Raw genomic sequence first — 17,576 nt, forward strand, 5'->3', positions numbered from 1 at the left:
GAAATGAAAGAAGCAATAATCAAAAAATTCGGCGCCGATCTTGCACAAATCAGCGGCGAGGAGCTGGCGGCCTGCGTGCAAAATTTAGCTTTTGAACAGAGCCTGAAGGCTCTACGCGGACTTAGCGAAGATGCTAAAAGCGCTAAAAGCGCCGAGCTCGTCTTAAGCTTTGCCGCCGAGCTTAACGAAACAGGAGCGCTAAAAGACGCCTCCTCCGAAGCGCTAATCGAAGGGGTAAAAAAGGCGCTGTGCGACGAGGACGAGCAGGCTCTTTACAAGCTCATCTACGACTACGACGATCTGCGCAAAAAGATCGCTTGTAAGCAAAAGGCGATTAAAACCCTTGTTTTGCGCAGCTACGATGATCTGGATACTGCGCTGCAAAACGCAAGCGAAACAGAGCTAAAAGAGCGCATAGGCTCGGCGCTACAGCGAGCGATCGCGAGCAAGCTTCCGCTTGCGGACGTACTTAAAGAAGCAAGCGAACTGGCCTTCATAAGCGTGCTCGAAAGCGGAACCGACATCGAGGACACCGCGCACGAGACGGCTAAAAACATCGCATTTTCGGCTATCGGCGACGGGGAATTTACGAAATTCCGCACTAAAGAAATTTCAAAAATCATCATAAATCGCGCGATTTTCGTCGCAAACGAGAGCAAAAATACCGCCTCTGCGCTGATTAGAGGCGCGATTTTAGGCTGCTACGACGGCATAAACAAAGCCGCCGAAAGATACCGCGACGAGCTAAGTTTCTCGCCAGCAAGCGACGCACAGAGCTTAGAGAACGAAAGACTTCAAATTTCGCAGATGAGCGAGCTATTTAGCGCGGTTTTAAGCGATGCGGTCGCAAGCTCGGAGGAGCCCGCTAAAAGCGAAATCGCCAAGATCGCCGATGAAGAATTCGGCGGCTATTTGACTAAATTTAGAAAAATTTCAAGCGATCTTGCCGAGCAACTAAGCGCCAAAATCGGTGAGATCGAGCTTGGCGAGCGCGCAAAAAAGGCGAGCGCCAAAGCGCGCGAAATCACTCAAGAGCTGAGCCAAAAAAGCGCCAAAATCATCGAAAACCTCGATCTGGACGAGAAACTGGACGCAATCAAAAAAGAGCTTAGCGAGTTTGAAAAGAAGATGAGCCAAAAATTTGCTGAGCTAAAAAGCTCCGACGTCGCCAAAAACGTAAGCGAAAGGGCGCGTGAGATGAGCGCTAAGGCTTACGAGGCCGCAAAAGAGACGATCGCCAAGCTAAAGTCCAAAAAGGACTAAATGGGCGCTGCAGAGGTAAAATCCCTAGCGGTAAACACTCAGCGCTCGCTGCTTTATGTTGCATAATTTACTCGCTTGCCTTAAAGTCCGCACCCTCCAAATAATGGAGCTTTCGTTAGAGTTTGCAAGGTCTGCGCAGAATTCTTTATGCGCTTTAACGGCGCTGTAAAATTCCATGCTGATAAAGAATTTTACGAATTTTGCATAGCTAAATTTAGATATGCGCTGCAAAATTCCGTGCCGCCAAAAATCCTACGGCGATGCGAGACCCCGGTCCAACCAAATCTTGCCGCAGTGATAAAATTCTAAGTGCAAAATTTTATAGCTGTCAGAGCATATATAAAATTCCAAAAACGGCGCGGATTTTTAAGCTTGAAAATTTCATCACGTAGATTTGCGTAGCAGAATTTTAAAATTCTAAACGCGTAAAATTTTAAAATTCCATCCAAAATGATACAGTGCGGTTTGCAGTTTGAAATTTTATCCCGCTACGCACAAATGGAATTCCGCGAGATAAATTCTATGAAAAGGCATCTTGGCGTTTGGCATTTCTACGATCATTTCAATTCTAATAAAACGCGATTCCGCTACAGCGTAAGATGCGATGTGAGGAGCTACCACTAAGCTAACAATTAGAATTTTGCATTGCAAAGATTAGCGCGACTCACCTCAAATCATAGCGACATCCGAGCCCATTTTATCGCGCGATTTGATTGTGCAAATTTCAAATTGCTTTTATCTGCTCAAACCGAGCGCTTAGTGCAAATAAAATTCCGCTAGCTTTTGTAGCCTACGCTACGTAAATTTAAAAGCTGTACCCCCCCCCCCCTACTCTATTTAGGCGCAGAGGTGCTTTGTTTATGCAGCGCCGCGCTTGGATAAACCCACTATTTTTACATAGCAATGCCTAATTTACGCCACGATAAAATTCTGCGAAATCACCGCTAAATTTTATCGCTAAATTACAAAGCCCAATCCTATTTTAAAGGCGACGGGCGTCCTTAAATTTTACGGCAAATTCCAAATAGATCGCGCCTGCAAAATCCGGCAATCCAAAATAAAATTCTAAAAATTTAACCAAATTTCGCTAAAATCGCCGCAAAATTTCAAGGAGAAAAGATGAAAAAATTAGCTCTTTTAATATCTTTTGCTGCGATGATGATTTTTACCGGCTGCGCGAGTACCACGCAAGGCGGCGCCGTAGGCATCGACCGCTCGCAATTCATCACCGTAAGCGAAGCTGAAATGGATCAAAGTGCCGCGCTTGCCTACAGGCAGATTACCGCCCAAGCAAACGCCAAACATGTCCTAAATACCGATAAAAAGCTAACTGATCGCGTTAGAGGCATCTCGAAGCGCCTAATCGCTCAAGTCGGCGCATTTCGCAAAGACGCACTGAAATGGAACTGGCAGGTAAACGTAATCAACGACCCTACGATCAATGCTTGGTGTATGCCTGGCGGTCGCATCGTCGTATATACTGGCATCATCGAAAAACTAAAGCTTACCGATGCCGAGCTGGCTGCTATTTTGGGGCACGAGATGTCGCACGCACTGCGCGAACACAGTCGCGAGCGAGCCTCGACTGAACAGATGAAAGATGTCGGTATCGCCGTAGCAAGCTCTGCAGCAGGGCTTGGAGATCTGGGCTCAGCGGCTTTGAACATGGCGGCTCAATACACATTCACACTGCCGTTTTCGCGCACACATGAGACGGAGGCTGATCTGATGGGCGCCGAGCTGATGGCACGCGCAGGATATGATCCGAGGGCGGCGATAAATGTCTGGGAGAAGATGAACAAGCTAAATGAGAGCCATCCACTTAAATTTATGTCCACACACCCTTCAAACGACGATCGCATCGCCGATCTAAAAGAGGTGATGCCGAAAGTCTTGCCGCTTTACGAGGCTGCCACAAGAAATAGATAGTCTTGCGATTTAAAATTTCGCAAGAGCTTGCGCGCTAAGGTTTTTTAAGTAGCAGGTTTTATCGTCGCATTTAAATTTCTTAATGGGCTTGTGCGTGGCGCTAGGATTATCCGCCGCCGCGCATAAGCTCTATTGCGATAAAATCTCGCTAAGACAAAGACCTGCCGCAGCGCGAAATTTTAAATTACCGCAAAATTCCATTAACACGCGCGATAAATATAATCCGCACCGAGACAAAATTTCATTTCAAAACGCAAGCGCTGGACGAAATTCCGTCGCATAGAAAGCCGAAATGTCTGTCGCTACAGAATTCTACGGCGCGAAATTTTACGATTTTAAGCACGATTAAATTTAGAGCAAAATTCTACTCCTTTGGACGCAGATAGAATTTCGCTGCGGCCGTATACAAATGAAATTTTGCAGCCGCAGCCCAGTATGAAAATAAAATTTATTCAGCCGAGTAGTAGAATTTAGCGCTATTTTGCGTAGCGAGAGGTTTCGCGCGGGCAGATGAAATTTTACGCGATAAAAGGAGTAAAATTTCAACTCCGCAGAATTCTACGCACGGGCGCGAGGTATTTTCCGCGCCTTTTGGATTTTAAAGCGTTTTTAGATATAATCATAAATATTTATTTTTAAATTTCAAAGGATAAGAAATTTGGACACGGACAGTTCGGTTTTAATGTTAGTTTTAGCTTTTGTATTCATCTTTATGAATGCTTTTTTTGTTCTTTCGGAATTCTCAATCGTCAAAGTAAGAAAGTCTCGCCTCGAAGAGCTTATCAAGGATAAAATTCCAAACGCAAAGCTCGCTTTTAAAATTTCAAACTCCCTTGACACCTATCTTAGCGCCACTCAGCTAGGCATTACGATAAGCTCGCTCGCCCTCGGCTGGATCGGTGAGCCCGCGGTATCAAGACTGATCGAGCTGCCACTAAGATCCATCGGCATAGGCGGCGGAGCGGCGGCGCATACGATCGCCTTCGTCATATCTTTTACGCTCGTTACGTTATTTCATGTCGTACTCGGCGAGCTAGTGCCAAAATCCATCGCTATTGCTAAAACCGAGAAGATCGTGCTTTTTATCTCTAGGCCGCTTCATATTTTTTGGATTATGTTTTTTCCGATCATAAAGGCATTTGACTTCATCGCTGCCGTCTCGCTTAAAATCATCGGCGTAAAGCCCGCCAAAGAGAGCGAGCTCGCGCTTTCTGACGAAGAGATCAAAATCATCGCAAGCGAGAGCCTAAAAGGCGGCGTGCTCGATAGCCTAGAGACCGAGATCATCAAAAACGCCGTCGATTTTAGCGACACAGTCGCTAAAGAGATAATGACGCCACGGCGCGATCTCATATGCCTAAATAAGCAAAAAAGCTACGATGAAAACTACGCAACCGTATTGCAGTCGAAATTTACGCGCTTCCCATATATCGACGGCAGCAAAGATAACGTCCTAGGCCTCATCCACATCCGCGACATCATCCAACAAAAGGGAGATAAAAGCTTCGATAAGATCGTGCGCAAGCTCATCATCGTGCCTGAAAACAGCCCGATCTCTAAAATTTTACCTATGATGAATAAGCAGCGCATTTTTGCCGCGCTCGTCATCGACGAATACGGCGGCACGGCGGGATTTTTGACGATGGAAGATATAATAGAAGAAATTTTTGGCGACATCAACGATGAACACGACGCGAATGCACAAAATTTTAAACGTATCGACGAGAATACCTTTGAGTTTAGAGGCCGCTTCGAGATCGAAGGCGTCGAGGAGGTGATGGGCATCGACTTTGATGAGGAGACCGAGCAGCTAACGATCGGCGGCTACGTCTTTAATCTCTTCGGCAGCCTACCTGAAATCGGCGATAAAATAAGCGATGAAAACTGCGACTATGAAGTGCTGCGAATGGACGGCACTAGGGTCTCGCTCGTAAAAGTCACCAAAAGGTGTGACCAGGAACTGCAAGAAAGAGACGAGAATAAAAACGAGTAGAGATAAGGCGCATTTGGTGCGGCGTGCGTAAATCCGGTCGCTTTGAGCGTGACGCAAAATCTCGGCGCAGGCTCTGAAGCGATCAAAACAGCGGTAAAACTTAATCGGCAAGCGTTTTGAGCTGCGCCGAATAGTATGTCGCCGCCTAAAATTAAAATTCCGAAATTTCTCTTAGAAAGGATTAGTTATGGAATTTCGTATCGAAAAAGACACGATGGGCGAGGTAAAGGTACCAAATGATAAATATTGGGGTGCGCAGACACAGCGCAGCCACGATAACTTCGAGATCGGCGTAGGGCTAGAGACGATGCCAAAAGAGGTCATAGAGGGCTTTGCCTATCTAAAAAAGGCGTGCGCGCTTGTTAATCGTAAGCTAGGCCGCCTAGACGAGCCTCGCACCGAGGCGATAGCGCAGGCGTGCGATGAAATTTTAAACGGCAAACTGGACGGAAATTTCCCTCTAGTCGTGTGGCAGACGGGCTCGGGCACGCAGTCGAATATGAATTTAAACGAGGTCGTCTCAAACCGCGCGATGGAGATTTTGGGGTTAAATTTCCGCGACAAAGCGGCGCTGGACGTCAAAGATGCAAAATTCGTGCATCCAAACGACCACGTAAATAAGGGCCAGAGCTCAAACGACACTTATCCGACGGCGATGCGAATAGCCTTTGTGTTAGAGCTTCAAAAAAAGCTGCTACCAGCGATAGAAAAACTTGAAGCGACGCTGGATAAAAAGACCGCCGAGTTTGCGGGGATCGTAAAGATCGGCCGCACTCACCTGCAAGACGCTACTCCGCTCACACTCGGGCAGGAATTTAGCGGCTACGCGCATATGCTAAAGGCGAGCAAGGCGCAGATCCTCGCTACTATGCCGTTTTTAGAGGAGCTTGCTATCGGCGGCACGGCGGTGGGCACAGGGCTAAACTCGCACCCGAAATTTAGCCAAATGGTAAGCGACGAGCTAAACGCGCTAACAGGCACGGCATTTAAATTTAAATCCCATCCGAATAAATTTCACGGCCTAACCAGCCACGACGCCGAGGTATTTTTAAGTGGCGCGCTAAACGGCTTGGCGGCAAATTTGATGAAAATCGCAAACGACGTGCGCTGGTTAGCAAGCGGGCCAAGATGTGGTATCGGCGAGATAAATATCCCCGAAAATGAGCCGGGAAGCTCGATAATGCCGGGCAAGGTAAATCCGACGCAGTGCGAAGCCGTCACGATGGTAGCGGCGCAGGTGATGGGCAACCACGTCGCGATTTCCGTCGCTGCAAGCCAGGGCAACTTCGAGCTAAACGTCTTTAAGCCGGTGCTTACCTACAACCTCATCCAAAGCATTCGTCTATTAAGCGACGCGATGCTAAGCTTTGAGAAACACTGCGCGTGCGGTATCACGGCAAATGCAGCAAAAATCGACAAGCTACTTCACGAGAGCCTAATGCTAGTAACCGCGCTAAATCCGTATATCGGCTATGCAAATGCCGCCAAAATCGCCAAAACGGCGCACCACAACGGCACGACGCTACGCGAAGAGGCGATAAAATCGGGCATATTAACCGCCGAGGAATTTGACGCGTGGGTGGTGCCTGAGGATATGATCGCGCCGAAGGAATAAACTGGCGCCTTGCTTTTGGGCTCGGCAGGGTTCGCTCGGCGGAATTCGGCGAGATTAGGGCGTTTCGGCAAAATTTTATCGTTTCGATAAATTTTGATTGTTTCGACGAAATTTGATTGTTTTGCGTGACATGCTCGCCTTGAGTGATTTCGTAAAGCTTGCCTTGCACGGTTTTGCCGAGTTTACTTTAAAGCAATTTTGCCGAGCCTTCTTTAAGATCCGTAAATTTGAGAGCGAAATTTGCGGATTAAATTTGCTTCGATAATGCAGCTTTTGCGGTTCGCAAAATGGCGAGATTACCGAGGCTAAAGCCGCCTTTTGCCTTTAAATTTCTATCCGTCATTTCGCGCCCCGCCAAATACACATCGAAACCGCCGCTAAGATAAAATTTTAAATGCTTCGTAAGCACCCAAACGATAAAATGCGCCAAAATTTACAAAACGAGGATTTTATGAGGGACTATGATAAGGAGCCATTGATCATAAACGATTACACCGTCTATCATGTATTTTCCTGGAGCATATTTACTTGCATATTGGGTTTTTCGCTTTTGGGTTATGATCTGATTATGACTGGCACTACGGGGAAATTTAGCGCTTTCGGTATCGTTTCTTTAATTTTTGTGACATATTCTTTCATACGGCTAAGAATTTCGGCGGAGCAAAATTTTTCTAAAAATCCGAGCTATTTTTATTTTTCAAACAGCCTGATCCGCTACGTCGAAAATATAGATATGAAAGATAGCATAATTTCCGAAACCAAAATAGCCCCCGATCCGTCCGCAAATATATCTAGTGTTCATTTCTGCGTAGTATGCGAACTAGAAAACTCTTACGGCAGGTTCCATTATTTAAGCTCGTATGAGTTGTATAGATATTCAAGCATAGGCGTTCATATAGGCAAACTTGCTCTTTATATAAAGCATCTAATGCTATATTTAATATTTGCTCTGCCGTATAAAATTTACAAGCTCAAAAAGAGCTCGGAGCCCCTTTGGCTGTTAAAAAGAAATTTTGTCGTTAAATTTAACAACAGAAATTACTTTTTAATAAATGCCGTATCTACAAAAGAGTATTATGAGCTGCTGCAATATTTCAAGGCGCTAAACGTAAAAATAGAAGATCGGACCGACTTTATACCGCAGGCTCAAAATAGCGGCTATTTCACCGATAAAAACGAAATTTGGAGCGACGATTTTAGCGATACACAAATTCCGAAGAAAAATTTTAAATGGAAGCTTAGGCGGTTTTTTAGTTTGGATTGAAATTCTAGCCTGAGCACGAGCCGTTAAATTTCACAAGCGAATAGGGCAGAGTGAGGCAGCGAGACAAATACCGCTCGCTAGCTCCGCTCATTACAGCCGCAAAGCTGCGGCAGGCCAAATCGATCTGACCCGTCGTCGCAGCAAATCCTCGACGATCTGGGGATAGAGTCTCGCCCTAAAACCCCAGACCGCTCCCAATCCCTACTTCGCCCCTTTAGGCGGCATAAATGCGGTTAGTTTGATATCCTCGCCCGCCTTGTGTTTATAAAGCTCGATATTTACTAGCGCCGTGTGGGAGATGTTGCCGTTGGCAAGCTCGCTCGTAGGCAGATCGATCGTAAGCACGTTCGGATTTCCGTTTTTGCAAAGCCCCTCGGCGTTAGGATCATACCACGCACCTTCGAAGATCTGCACCACGCCGCGCATTATGTCGTCGCTTACGTTGGCTCCCGCTAAAATTTCGCCGCGAGCGTTAAACACGCGCACCAGATCGCCCTGTTTGATGCCAAGCTCCTTAGCGTCCTCGGTATTTATTAACACTGGCTCTCGATCCGCGACGGCGTATCTCTTGCGATTTGAGGTGTTGCTCTGCTGCGAATGCAAGCGGTCATACGGATGGATGCTAAGCAGGTGAAATTTCGCAGGCTTATCCTTCATCCCGAGCCACTCGACGGGCTCAAACCACATCGGATGTGCGCCGCAGTCTTTGTAGTTCATCGCAGCGATCGTATCGGAGTAAATTTCAATCAGCCCGCTAGGCGTTCCCAAAGCCTCCAAAACGGGATCATTTCTAAAATCCTCAAAGCTCACGTACGCAGCACTCTCTGGCGTTTCGTAAAATTCCGTCGGCTCGTTTTTCTCCCACCACTGCTCAAAGCTCGGCATCTGTATGCCCAAAGCGGTGTTTGCATTCACAGCGCTTGCCGCTCCTTCGTAAAATTCTTTGATCCAATCCATCTCCGTTTTGCCACCGTCCGTATATACTTCGGCAAGTCCGTCCGCGTAAGCCTTGCAAAGGTCAGTAAAAATTTGATAATCGTCCTTCGCGCCGTGCTGCTTAGCGACGACCTGCTTCATCGGGATGATATGCATATTGGAGTAATCTCCGCTCATCGTAATGTCGTTACGCTCATACTCCGTCGTGGTCGGGAACACGATGTCCGCCATCTTCGCAGTAGGCGTCCAGTAAATTTCATTCACTACGATGGTGCGCGGCTTGCGCCAAGCCTTTATGTTGGTGTTGGTATCTTGATGGTGCACGATCGGATTTCCGCCGACCCAGTAGATAAAATCGATCTTCGGATAGGTGATCTTTGCACCGTTCGCGTCGATCGTCTTGCCCGGATTTAGTAGCGCGTCCGCGATACGAGCTAGAGGAAAGGCAACCTTCGCCGTATTTACCAGCCACGCTTGGGCTGCTTCGCCGCCTTGCTTTTGATCCTGCGCAAGCCCTAGGAATTTGCCGTCCTTAACGACGCCGACGCTAGCCGCGTTCATTCCGCCGATCACGCCGCCCGCGCAGGTAGGCGCGCCGCCGTTAGCGTAGTGGTAGCTAAAACCGAAGCCTCCTCCGGCAAGTCCGATCTGCCCTAGCATCGCGCACAAAGTTACGATCATCCAGTGCGCCTGCTCGCCGTGATGAGCGCGCTGGATACCCCAACCCGCCATTATCATCGTGCGGTTTTCGTAAAATTTTATCGCAAGCTCTTTGATCACGTCCGCGCTAATGCCGCAAATTTCACTAGCCCACTCCGGCGTCTTAGCCACGCCGTCGCTCTGCCCCGTGAGGTACGGTACGAATTTTTCAAAGCCCACGGTGTAGTTTTGTAAAAATTCCTTATCGTACTTGCCCTGCGAGTAGAGGTGCTGCGCCATGCCTAGCATCATCGCTACGTCGGTGTTCGGGCGAGGGGTGATCCATTTCGCCTTGTCCTCGAAATACTTGCCGCTTACGGTTTTGATCGGATCGATGATGATGATCTCTTTGTCGCTATTTTTTAGCTGCTCGAAATACTTAAAACCCTGCTCGTCCGAACTCGTCCACGCCACGCGAAGCGTAGAAATCGGATTGAGCCCCCAAAAGACCACGACTTTGGAGTTTTCAAGAACCACGGGCCATGAAGTTTGCTGCTCATAAACCTGATTTGAGCCCGTTACGTGCGGCATTATGACCTGCGCCGCGCCCGTAGAGTAATCGCCCGTGACGCCCGTAAAGCCGCCGCTTAAGTTCATAAATCTATGAAGCAGCGTCCTTGAGACATGCACGTTGCCCGTGCTCTGCCAGCCGTAGCTGCCCGCAAACACCGAGCTCGCGCCCTTTTGCTCGCGCGTTTTTTTAAGCTCGCGCGCGACGAGTTTGATCGCGTCTTCATATTTTACCTCGACCCATTCGTCAAGCCCGCGAAGCTCAGGCTTTGGATTATCGGGATCGGCGAGGTAAGATTTTCGCACCATCGGCGCTTTGACGCGCGTGTTATAAACGAGATCCGCCATCGTATTTTGAAGCGTATTGGGGATTTTAGAGGTGATCTTCCACGGCGCGGATTTTACGATCTTGCCGTTTTTAACGCTTGCTTTTAAAATTCCCCATCGCGCCGCGGTTAAAATTTCGCCGTTTTTCTTAAGCGCGGTAAGTTTATCCGCCGCAAGCATCGAGCTTGGAATGAGCGGAAGCGCCGAGACCGCCGCGCCGAGCTTTAAAAAATTTCGTCTTTTCATTTCATATCCTTTAAATTTACGTCCTTGGAGTGCTTTTGCAGATACTGCACCACCGTCCAGCTCTCATCCTTGCTAATAGGCGTGCGCGAAAGCATCGATTTGATGTAGCCCGGCCATCTGTTGGCTTCGTAGCTGACGGGCTGGTGCAGAGCGTGACAGACGCTACACGAGGCTTCGAATTTCTCCTTCGCTCCCGCGAAAATTTTATCCACGTCGCCGCTTAGCGCGCCCTCGTCGGTGTAGGCGGTTATTTTAACCTTATTAAAGCCGTCCTCTTCGCCCAAACTCTCGCTTTGAAATTTAGCCTGCTTCGAAAACGCCACCGCGATTATGCGCGCTTTAGGCGTGAAATAAATAACGTTGGGCGCCTTTGGATTTTGATAGCCGGTGAGCGAAAATTTCACTACTCCGTCCTTAACCTCCAAAACCTCTATGGCGTTTGTGGGCAGCAGCCTGCCGTCCTTGTGCGACAAATCGCCGCTTACGCTTACCTGCTTTAACACCGTGCCGTAAAGCGTCTCGCCCGCCTTGACCTCGGCGCCAGCGTAGCTTGCGATCGTAGCCGCAAGAGCCGCCGCAGCCGCAATAGAATTTAAAAACTTCATGCTTATCCTTTCTTAAAATTTTAAAAACTTCTCGTAAATCTGCCGTATAAAAAGCTCGCAAACATCACGACCAAAACGGCCGCGAATGCCGCAAACGCTACTTGCGCGCACTGCGCCGCGTCTGCAAATTTAATGCTCGGCACCAGATAGAACCCCTCGCCGTAAAATCCGCCGAAAAAGCTCTGCACTTCGCTAAGCGCGGTGCCTGCGGGGAAGGACGGGGTGCCCGTGCAACTTGCGGGGCGAAATAGCTCCGGCAGCAGGCTATCAAGCGGCGCCGCAAAAGGAAACGCGGGCGCTGCGAGGCAATTTGCCGTATCTGCGGCGGGGTGCGGCGCGGAGCTTTGTAGATAGCCGTATATCGCGCCCGCAAAGCCGAGCAGGTAAGCAACGAGTCTTGCTATGAAGCCAAACGGTAGCAGCAAGCCGATAAGCGCGCCCACGCCCGCTACGGCAAAGCCCAGACGCACGAGGGTGCTCGTCTGCGTAGGCGACATAAAAAGGTAGCGCTGAAAGAAAAAATGCGATACCGCAAGATAGCCTGCACTTATCACAAAGAGCCAAAACCACGGCGCAGCGGTATTTTGCCACGCGTAAATCTTCAAAATCAATCTATTCAAGATCTCCTCCATCTTATAAAATTCTTAAGAATACTTTTTAATCTTAAGATTTAAATTTATGAGGGAATTATAGCAATAAAAGATAAAAATTCAGGTCTGCATTGCCCTAAATATCGGAGTTTTATAAGCTTTAAGCTTAACGTATAAAATTTCAATTTTAAAATTTGACGCTCCTTGCGTGGCGGCGGAAAGTTTTTGAGATATGAAATTAAAATGATAGATTTTATAAAATTTTATCTTTGTCGGGATCTGTTTTGAGGAAAAATAAAATTTTGATCCGAAGTAGGGCGGTTTTTTCTCGGTCGCGCGCCGCTTTTTAAAAAACGAACGGGGCGCGAAGCGGGACGTCACAAGCGAAACAAGACGAGATGCGGCAGAAGATAGGCGCGGTAGAGCGGAACCCGGCGCGACAAGATAGAATAAAGCTAGCGGCGCGGCGCAAATTTTAAAATCATGCGCGCTTAAAATTGTAATCGCCCGAAGTTGCGCTCGATCAAAACAGCCCGTACTCGAAATTTACGCCTTACGGTGGCGCAGCGCAGCAAATCTAAAATTTAAAATTTGAGACCGTTAAAAACGCGGCTGCATAAATCCTTCGACTAAATTTTATCCGTTTAATCGCCCCGTCGCGAGCCTTTTAAAATTCAAACTCTCTGCACCCGAGATACTGCGCATGCTTGAAGATGAAATGAAGAAAGGAGCGACCCTACGTCAAATTCGAAAAACTATTCCCGCGCGCTAAAGTCGGTTTGGTAAATTAAACCGACAAGATCGATTCTGCATGAAGGCAGCGAGAAAAGGAGGCCATTTGCGCCGCAGATCAAAGCCATAAATACGCATAGGTGGGAGATAAAGAGGGCGGCGGCGCGGATCAATTTTGCGCGCGAGCGCGTAGGAGTGCACGCAGTGTTATCTCGCAGTAGAATTTTACGGATTTGATCTCGCGCGTAAAGGACGAGATCAAGCCTAAATGCCCGTACAAGGGTAAATTTACGCAAGCCGCACAAAAACGATCTTATGCAAAGCGCTAAATCGCGGCTTTTAATGACTCAAATTTCGCGTCTTGCTCGGCTAGCAGTTGTCCTTTCTCATCGCGCGAGACGTAAATTTTAAAGATATTCTCGCCCGCCTTGTCGTAAAAACCCACGAATTTCGAGAGCATCCCCATGAAAGTCTGCGTCACGAGGATGATCTTATCGATCTCATCCGTCTTTAGATGACCCCCCAAAATGCCCAGCCCATGCGCCTCATCGCCGTTTGCGCCCATGCCGAAATTATAATATCCGCGCGCGCTCTTGCCGCTTGGGATCTTGGTTTTAAACTCGATGATGAAGCTCGGCGTATTTTTTACGAAAAGCACCTCGCCCCAGCTCTCAAGCTCCCTAATGACCTCGCAGAATTTATCGCCGCCCGCGCTCTTGCCGAAGCGCTCGGGCAGGTTTAGCAGCACATCGATCTCCTTCGCGCCCAGCTCCTTGCAGATCTGCGCGATCGAAATTTTAGGATTTTGCGCGAACAGCGCCTCGATTTTTTCCTTCATTTTTACCCTTTCGTAAATAAAATTTTGAAAGCCATTATAATATAAAAATTCTAAGTTACAGATAACGGCAATCAATTAAAGAGGATTTAAAAAGCTTATTTGAAGAAAAATTTAGCGCTGCAAAGTGCTTATGCATAGAATTTTAAGTGATAATACAAAGAATTTTATCTGCACGGAATTTTAGAATTCTAAAATTCCGCAAAGTTTAGAGCTGTATCATAGCGGATCGTATCCGAAGCGATTGGACCCGCTATCGCCGCGCTGCACGAAAAACACAAGCAGCACTATCCAACCCACAAATGATACCAAAAGCCCGATATCGCCGAAAAAAGCACCCACGATCGGCGTTAAAATAAGCAGAAAAAACCAGCCGCTTCTATCGGTGTCATGTAGTCGCCTAACTGATACGGCGATAGCTGGCACGAGCATAGCTAGTTGAAAAAGCGCATCTATAATGCCGATTTCTTGATGGACGATTTTGCCGGCTATTATTTGATTGTACCCTATCGTAGTGCCTAAAACGCCATCTATTAAGCTCAAAACGATCCCGCCAAGCACGGTAAATAGAAAAAACCACCAGTACTCCGACCTTGATGCTCGCCCGCTAAATGCGGCGTATTTTTGCTTGACGCAAGTTTGCACGGACTCCATAAAAGTCATTTTAAACTCCTTTTTTAAAATAATATAGGATTATACTAATTGCCCCTTAAATTTAAATACCTAAAACTCCCGCCCGTTCATCTGCCTTACGTGATACGCCAGATTCGCTAGATTGTAGCCGCCTTTTGAGGCGGTAACCTCTCTAGTGCTATAAACCGCCGAAACATTTAGAATTACCGAAGCTAACCACCCTATGGCAAATACTAAAGCGAAAAGCTGCGAGTCAAGCGCTATCAAGATTAGAGTTACTATCTCCGTAGCTGCAATAACATAAAACGCTCTTAGATAGTTTTTCTCTCCGCTACAATCATAAAGCTCTTTACTAACTAGCAGCTGATAGATCAGATATACCGCTGTGCATACGTAATAAATGCTTATCATAAAAACTGATGGTTTAAACAATTCAAATCCTACAAATATAGTGCTTACTGCGCTTATAGCCGAGGAAACCCCGACTAACACGGCGTTTGATAGCAGATCCGTGCTGCGTATTGCCCGCGCTAAAAAATATAACCCTACAGCTAGGCATATCATAGATATAAGTCCGACGCCCTCCAACGCACCCACTTTATCTATATTCTTGATATATCTGCCTACCGCATTTAACGCCTCAAGCCCAAATGCTATGTAAAGGGTGGTTTTGGCGGTAGATAGATTTTCGCTCTGCTCTTTAGCGTCATCCGTATAAACATACAGGATTGCTCCCGCGCCTACGGATACATTTAGCTTTCGCACCATATCAGGCAACCTAAAAAAGTCGCTAATAAGCCAAATTAAAAACAAAACATTAGGCACCGAGAAAATAACCATAAAATGAAAAAAGCCCTGTTCTATATCTTTTAGGTCTGATGCTTGCACACCCAAATCCGGACGAGACGAGTTTATAAGCGCCAACAGATCTTTACCTTCTATACTCGTCCACATGACAGTAACCACTGCTAAAAAAAGCCAGATGAGAAATGGTAAGCCGCCTAAAAGCTGAAAAATCGCGGAGATTATACGCCCAAGATAAAATCTATGCGCACCAAAAGGTCCGAGGAACATATAAAATACGTAGGCCTTATTTAGATCGTAAGCCCTAGCTGAGCTTTGCGTAGAGCTAATTCTATCGGAATTTAAGGAAGCTGAATTTCGCCAAGTGGAATTCTGCTCTGTAAAATTCTGCGAGTTTGCGGCATTCTCGGTAGAATTCAAACTTTTAGCGTTAGAATCTTGCTCGCTAGAGCCTGTCGCGGCAGAATCTCGCAAAATAGAATTTTCTTCATCCAAGCCTTGAGCTGCAAAAGCTAAATTTTGCTCCGCAGAATTCTGTGGTGTGAAATTCTGTTTTGTAAAAGTAGAATTTTGCTCGCTAGTATCATCCGCCGCAAGTTCTTCTTGCGCTAAATCTAAATTCTCAGATTGCTCCTGTGGTTTCTCGTCCAGAGGCTTTTTTTCTTCGCCACTTTTACGTCTTATACTGGCTAGCGACGCAGGATTGCTGCTGCTGCCCCAAATATCTTCGCCCATCTGCTCTCCTTGATTTTTAAAGCAATTTTACCTGAAATTTAAGGAATTTTTGTATATTCGCCGCTACAAATTCAAAACAAAGGACAAAAATGTCAACAGTAACATTTCAAGGAAAGCCCGTAGAGTTAAGCGGGCAAGAGATAAATCTAGGCGATCGCGCGCCGCAAGTGCGCTTAGTAGCCCAGGATCTAAGCGAAATCGAGATCGCTAGCGGCAAGCACGTGCAAATCATCGTCGCCGTGCCGTCGCTAGATACGCCCGTCTGCGCGACGGAGGCACGTAAGTTCAACGAGCGCGCCGCATCGCTTCCTAATACTGAAGTAATCGTCGTTTCGATGGATTTACCGTTTGCGATGGGGAGGTTTTGTACGACTGAGGGAATCAAAAATCTACGCGTTGCAAGCGATTTCCGCGATAAGGAATTTTGCCGCCGCTACGGCACCCTAATCGCCAGCGGTGCATTAGCAGGTCTTAGCGCCAGAGCGATCTTCGTCATAGATACCGCAGGCGTCGTGGTTTATAAAGAGCTCGTAAGCGACATAGCCTCTGAGCCTGACTACGACGCAGCCCTAGATTTTGCAGAGCTCGTCGCTCGCAACAGCTGCTCTAACTGAGCAAGATAATAGATCCAAGGTTTGGATAATTTTAGCCTCGCTTTAGTTCACTACTTTAAGCAAATTCGCCCTACTGCAAGTAAAAAACGAAGTAGGGCGCTTAAAATCAACTTCAATTTTACATTTTGATTTTACGCTTTGATTTGCGCTTCGGTGCACGCAAAGCTATTAACGCACTGCGATAGCAAGCGAACGAGCACGAAATATAGGATCGCCTGCTGCTAAATTTTAAATTTAGCAGCAGCGGGAGTTGAAATTTTAAATTTGCTCGCTTAACTACTTCGCGCGATAAATTCGCTAAAAGAGATCTCCCGCGCGTAAAATTTAACTCCGAGCGAGGCGAGTTTGTCCTGCAGCGGTAGTGCCAGCTCCTCTATGCCGCTAAATACGCAAAGCGGCAGGTTTTGCATCCTCTCTTTAGTCGCCGTAAAGTTCTCGTTTTCAAAAAATTTCTTTAAAAACACGAGCGTTTTTACCTTATCCGCGCCCAGATCCTCGATGAAAACGCTGAAATATTTATATCCCGGCTCCTCGCGCGCTTCATCTTGCTGCGCGTAGTCGTCCACCAGCTCGCGGTAAAATTCGTTGTTTAAATCAGCAAGCGACGCGATCAGCTCAATAGAGCAAGGCGGCTCAAGCGCGGCAAGTGCAGTTAAAATTTCTTCAAATTTAACGATGTCGTCCGCAACCTTTATCGCCTCCCAAAAGCCCGCGCCGTGATAGGCGAAGTAAACGGGTGAGGCATCCCCAAGAGCAAAATCCACGAAAAACGGATCGTCCATGCCGTTACGCGCGATGACCCGCCAACTCTTGCGCCACTGCTCGGGTGCGTCGTTTGCTAGCTCCTCGCTCGTTTTGCGGCTAGCGAGCCTATATCCTTCCTGAAAACTCTCAAACTCGCCCTCGTCAGGATAGAAAAACGGCAGCAAAATGGACTCTGGAACGATGCGTTTGCGGATAAAATTTCGGATCAAATTCGGGATTTGCACGGCGCGGCCTTTGGGTTAAATTTGAGCCAACTTTAGCAGAGTTTTTAATCCGCGCAAAATTTACGTTTGAATTTGACGAATACAAAAGAAAGTAAATTTACGCTCAAATTCAACAAATTGCGAATTTGAGCGTAAAAAGACAAGCGGAAGTATTTTAAGATGGATTTGAATGTTGCGACGAAAATTTCGTCCCAAGACTAGGCAATTAGCCTGTCGCAGGGCGAAATTTTCTAGCTCATTCAAAGACGTTTAAAAGA

General features: G+C 47.1%; 13 protein-coding genes. 6 read left to right on the plus strand and 7 right to left on the minus strand.

Annotation, left to right across the window (positions count from 1 at the left end; genetic code table 11):
* Positions 1–3: 3 nt before the first annotated feature.
* The 5 genes from Q0537_RS05335 (at position 4) to Q0537_RS05355 (ending at position 8,064) form a co-directional block, all read left to right on the plus strand.
* The gene (locus tag Q0537_RS05335; protein ID WP_299225701.1) at positions 4–1,263 is read left to right on the plus strand and encodes a hypothetical protein; all 1,260 of its coding nucleotides are present in this window, start codon (positions 4–6) and stop codon (positions 1,261–1,263) included.
* Between the two features lie 1,119 nt (positions 1,264–2,382).
* Positions 2,383–3,192 (plus strand): M48 family metallopeptidase, encoded by an 810-nt coding sequence (locus Q0537_RS05340; RefSeq protein WP_299225704.1) that lies wholly within the window; start codon positions 2,383–2,385, stop codon positions 3,190–3,192.
* 682 nt (positions 3,193–3,874) lie between these two features.
* Positions 3,875–5,185 (plus strand): hemolysin family protein, encoded by a 1,311-nt coding sequence (locus Q0537_RS05345; protein ID WP_299225707.1) that lies wholly within the window; start codon positions 3,875–3,877, stop codon positions 5,183–5,185.
* A 187-nt stretch (positions 5,186–5,372) separates the two neighbouring features.
* Positions 5,373–6,800 carry a class II fumarate hydratase gene (fumC, locus tag Q0537_RS05350; RefSeq protein ID WP_299225710.1) on the plus strand — a complete coding sequence of 476 codons (1,428 nt, stop codon included), beginning with the start codon at positions 5,373–5,375 and terminating at the stop codon, positions 6,798–6,800.
* Positions 6,801–7,251: 451 nt separating this feature from the next.
* Positions 7,252–8,064, plus strand: a complete 813-nt coding sequence (locus tag Q0537_RS05355; protein WP_299225713.1) for a hypothetical protein — start codon at positions 7,252–7,254, stop codon at positions 8,062–8,064.
* A 201-nt stretch (positions 8,065–8,265) separates the two neighbouring features.
* On the opposite strand, the gene Q0537_RS05360 is transcribed toward Q0537_RS05355, so the two are convergent.
* The 6 genes from Q0537_RS05360 to Q0537_RS05385 form a co-directional block, all read right to left on the minus strand.
* Entirely contained in the window at positions 8,266–10,782 is a 2,517-nt protein-coding gene (locus tag Q0537_RS05360) for a molybdopterin guanine dinucleotide-containing S/N-oxide reductase (protein WP_299225716.1), read from the minus strand.
* Positions 10,779–11,387, minus strand: coding sequence for a cytochrome C (locus Q0537_RS05365; protein ID WP_299225719.1), 609 nt, complete (start codon positions 11,385–11,387; stop codon positions 10,779–10,781). The genes Q0537_RS05360 and Q0537_RS05365 overlap by 4 nt, the downstream gene beginning before the upstream one ends.
* A 20-nt stretch (positions 11,388–11,407) precedes the next feature.
* The gene (locus Q0537_RS05370; protein WP_299225722.1) at positions 11,408–12,007 is read right to left on the minus strand and encodes a disulfide bond formation protein B; all 600 of its coding nucleotides are present in this window, start codon (positions 12,005–12,007) and stop codon (positions 11,408–11,410) included.
* 1,027 nt (positions 12,008–13,034) lie between these two features.
* Complete coding sequence (hutX, locus tag Q0537_RS05375; RefSeq protein ID WP_299225725.1) at positions 13,035–13,547, minus strand: heme utilization cystosolic carrier protein HutX; 513 nt, start codon at positions 13,545–13,547, stop codon at positions 13,035–13,037.
* Between the two features lie 216 nt (positions 13,548–13,763).
* Positions 13,764–14,207, minus strand: a complete 444-nt coding sequence (locus Q0537_RS05380; RefSeq protein ID WP_005872982.1) for a DUF805 domain-containing protein — start codon at positions 14,205–14,207, stop codon at positions 13,764–13,766.
* Positions 14,208–14,267: 60 nt separating this feature from the next.
* A complete protein-coding gene (locus tag Q0537_RS05385) occupies positions 14,268–15,716 on the minus strand; it encodes a TM2 domain-containing protein (RefSeq protein ID WP_299225728.1) in 1,449 nt (482 codons plus the stop codon).
* A gap of 89 nt (positions 15,717–15,805) precedes the next feature.
* Between Q0537_RS05385 and tpx the strand changes: the two genes are divergently transcribed.
* A complete protein-coding gene (gene tpx / locus Q0537_RS05390; protein WP_297921832.1) occupies positions 15,806–16,330 on the plus strand; it encodes a thiol peroxidase in 525 nt (174 codons plus the stop codon).
* Between the two features lie 272 nt (positions 16,331–16,602).
* Here tpx and Q0537_RS05395 read toward each other — a convergent pair whose 3' ends face one another.
* Positions 16,603–17,319, minus strand: coding sequence for a hypothetical protein (locus Q0537_RS05395; protein ID WP_299225731.1), 717 nt, complete (start codon positions 17,317–17,319; stop codon positions 16,603–16,605).
* Between the last annotated feature and the right edge of the window lie 257 nt (positions 17,320–17,576).

This window comes from uncultured Campylobacter sp. (assembly GCF_938017775.1).
Classification (GTDB): domain Bacteria; phylum Campylobacterota; class Campylobacteria; order Campylobacterales; family Campylobacteraceae; genus Campylobacter_B.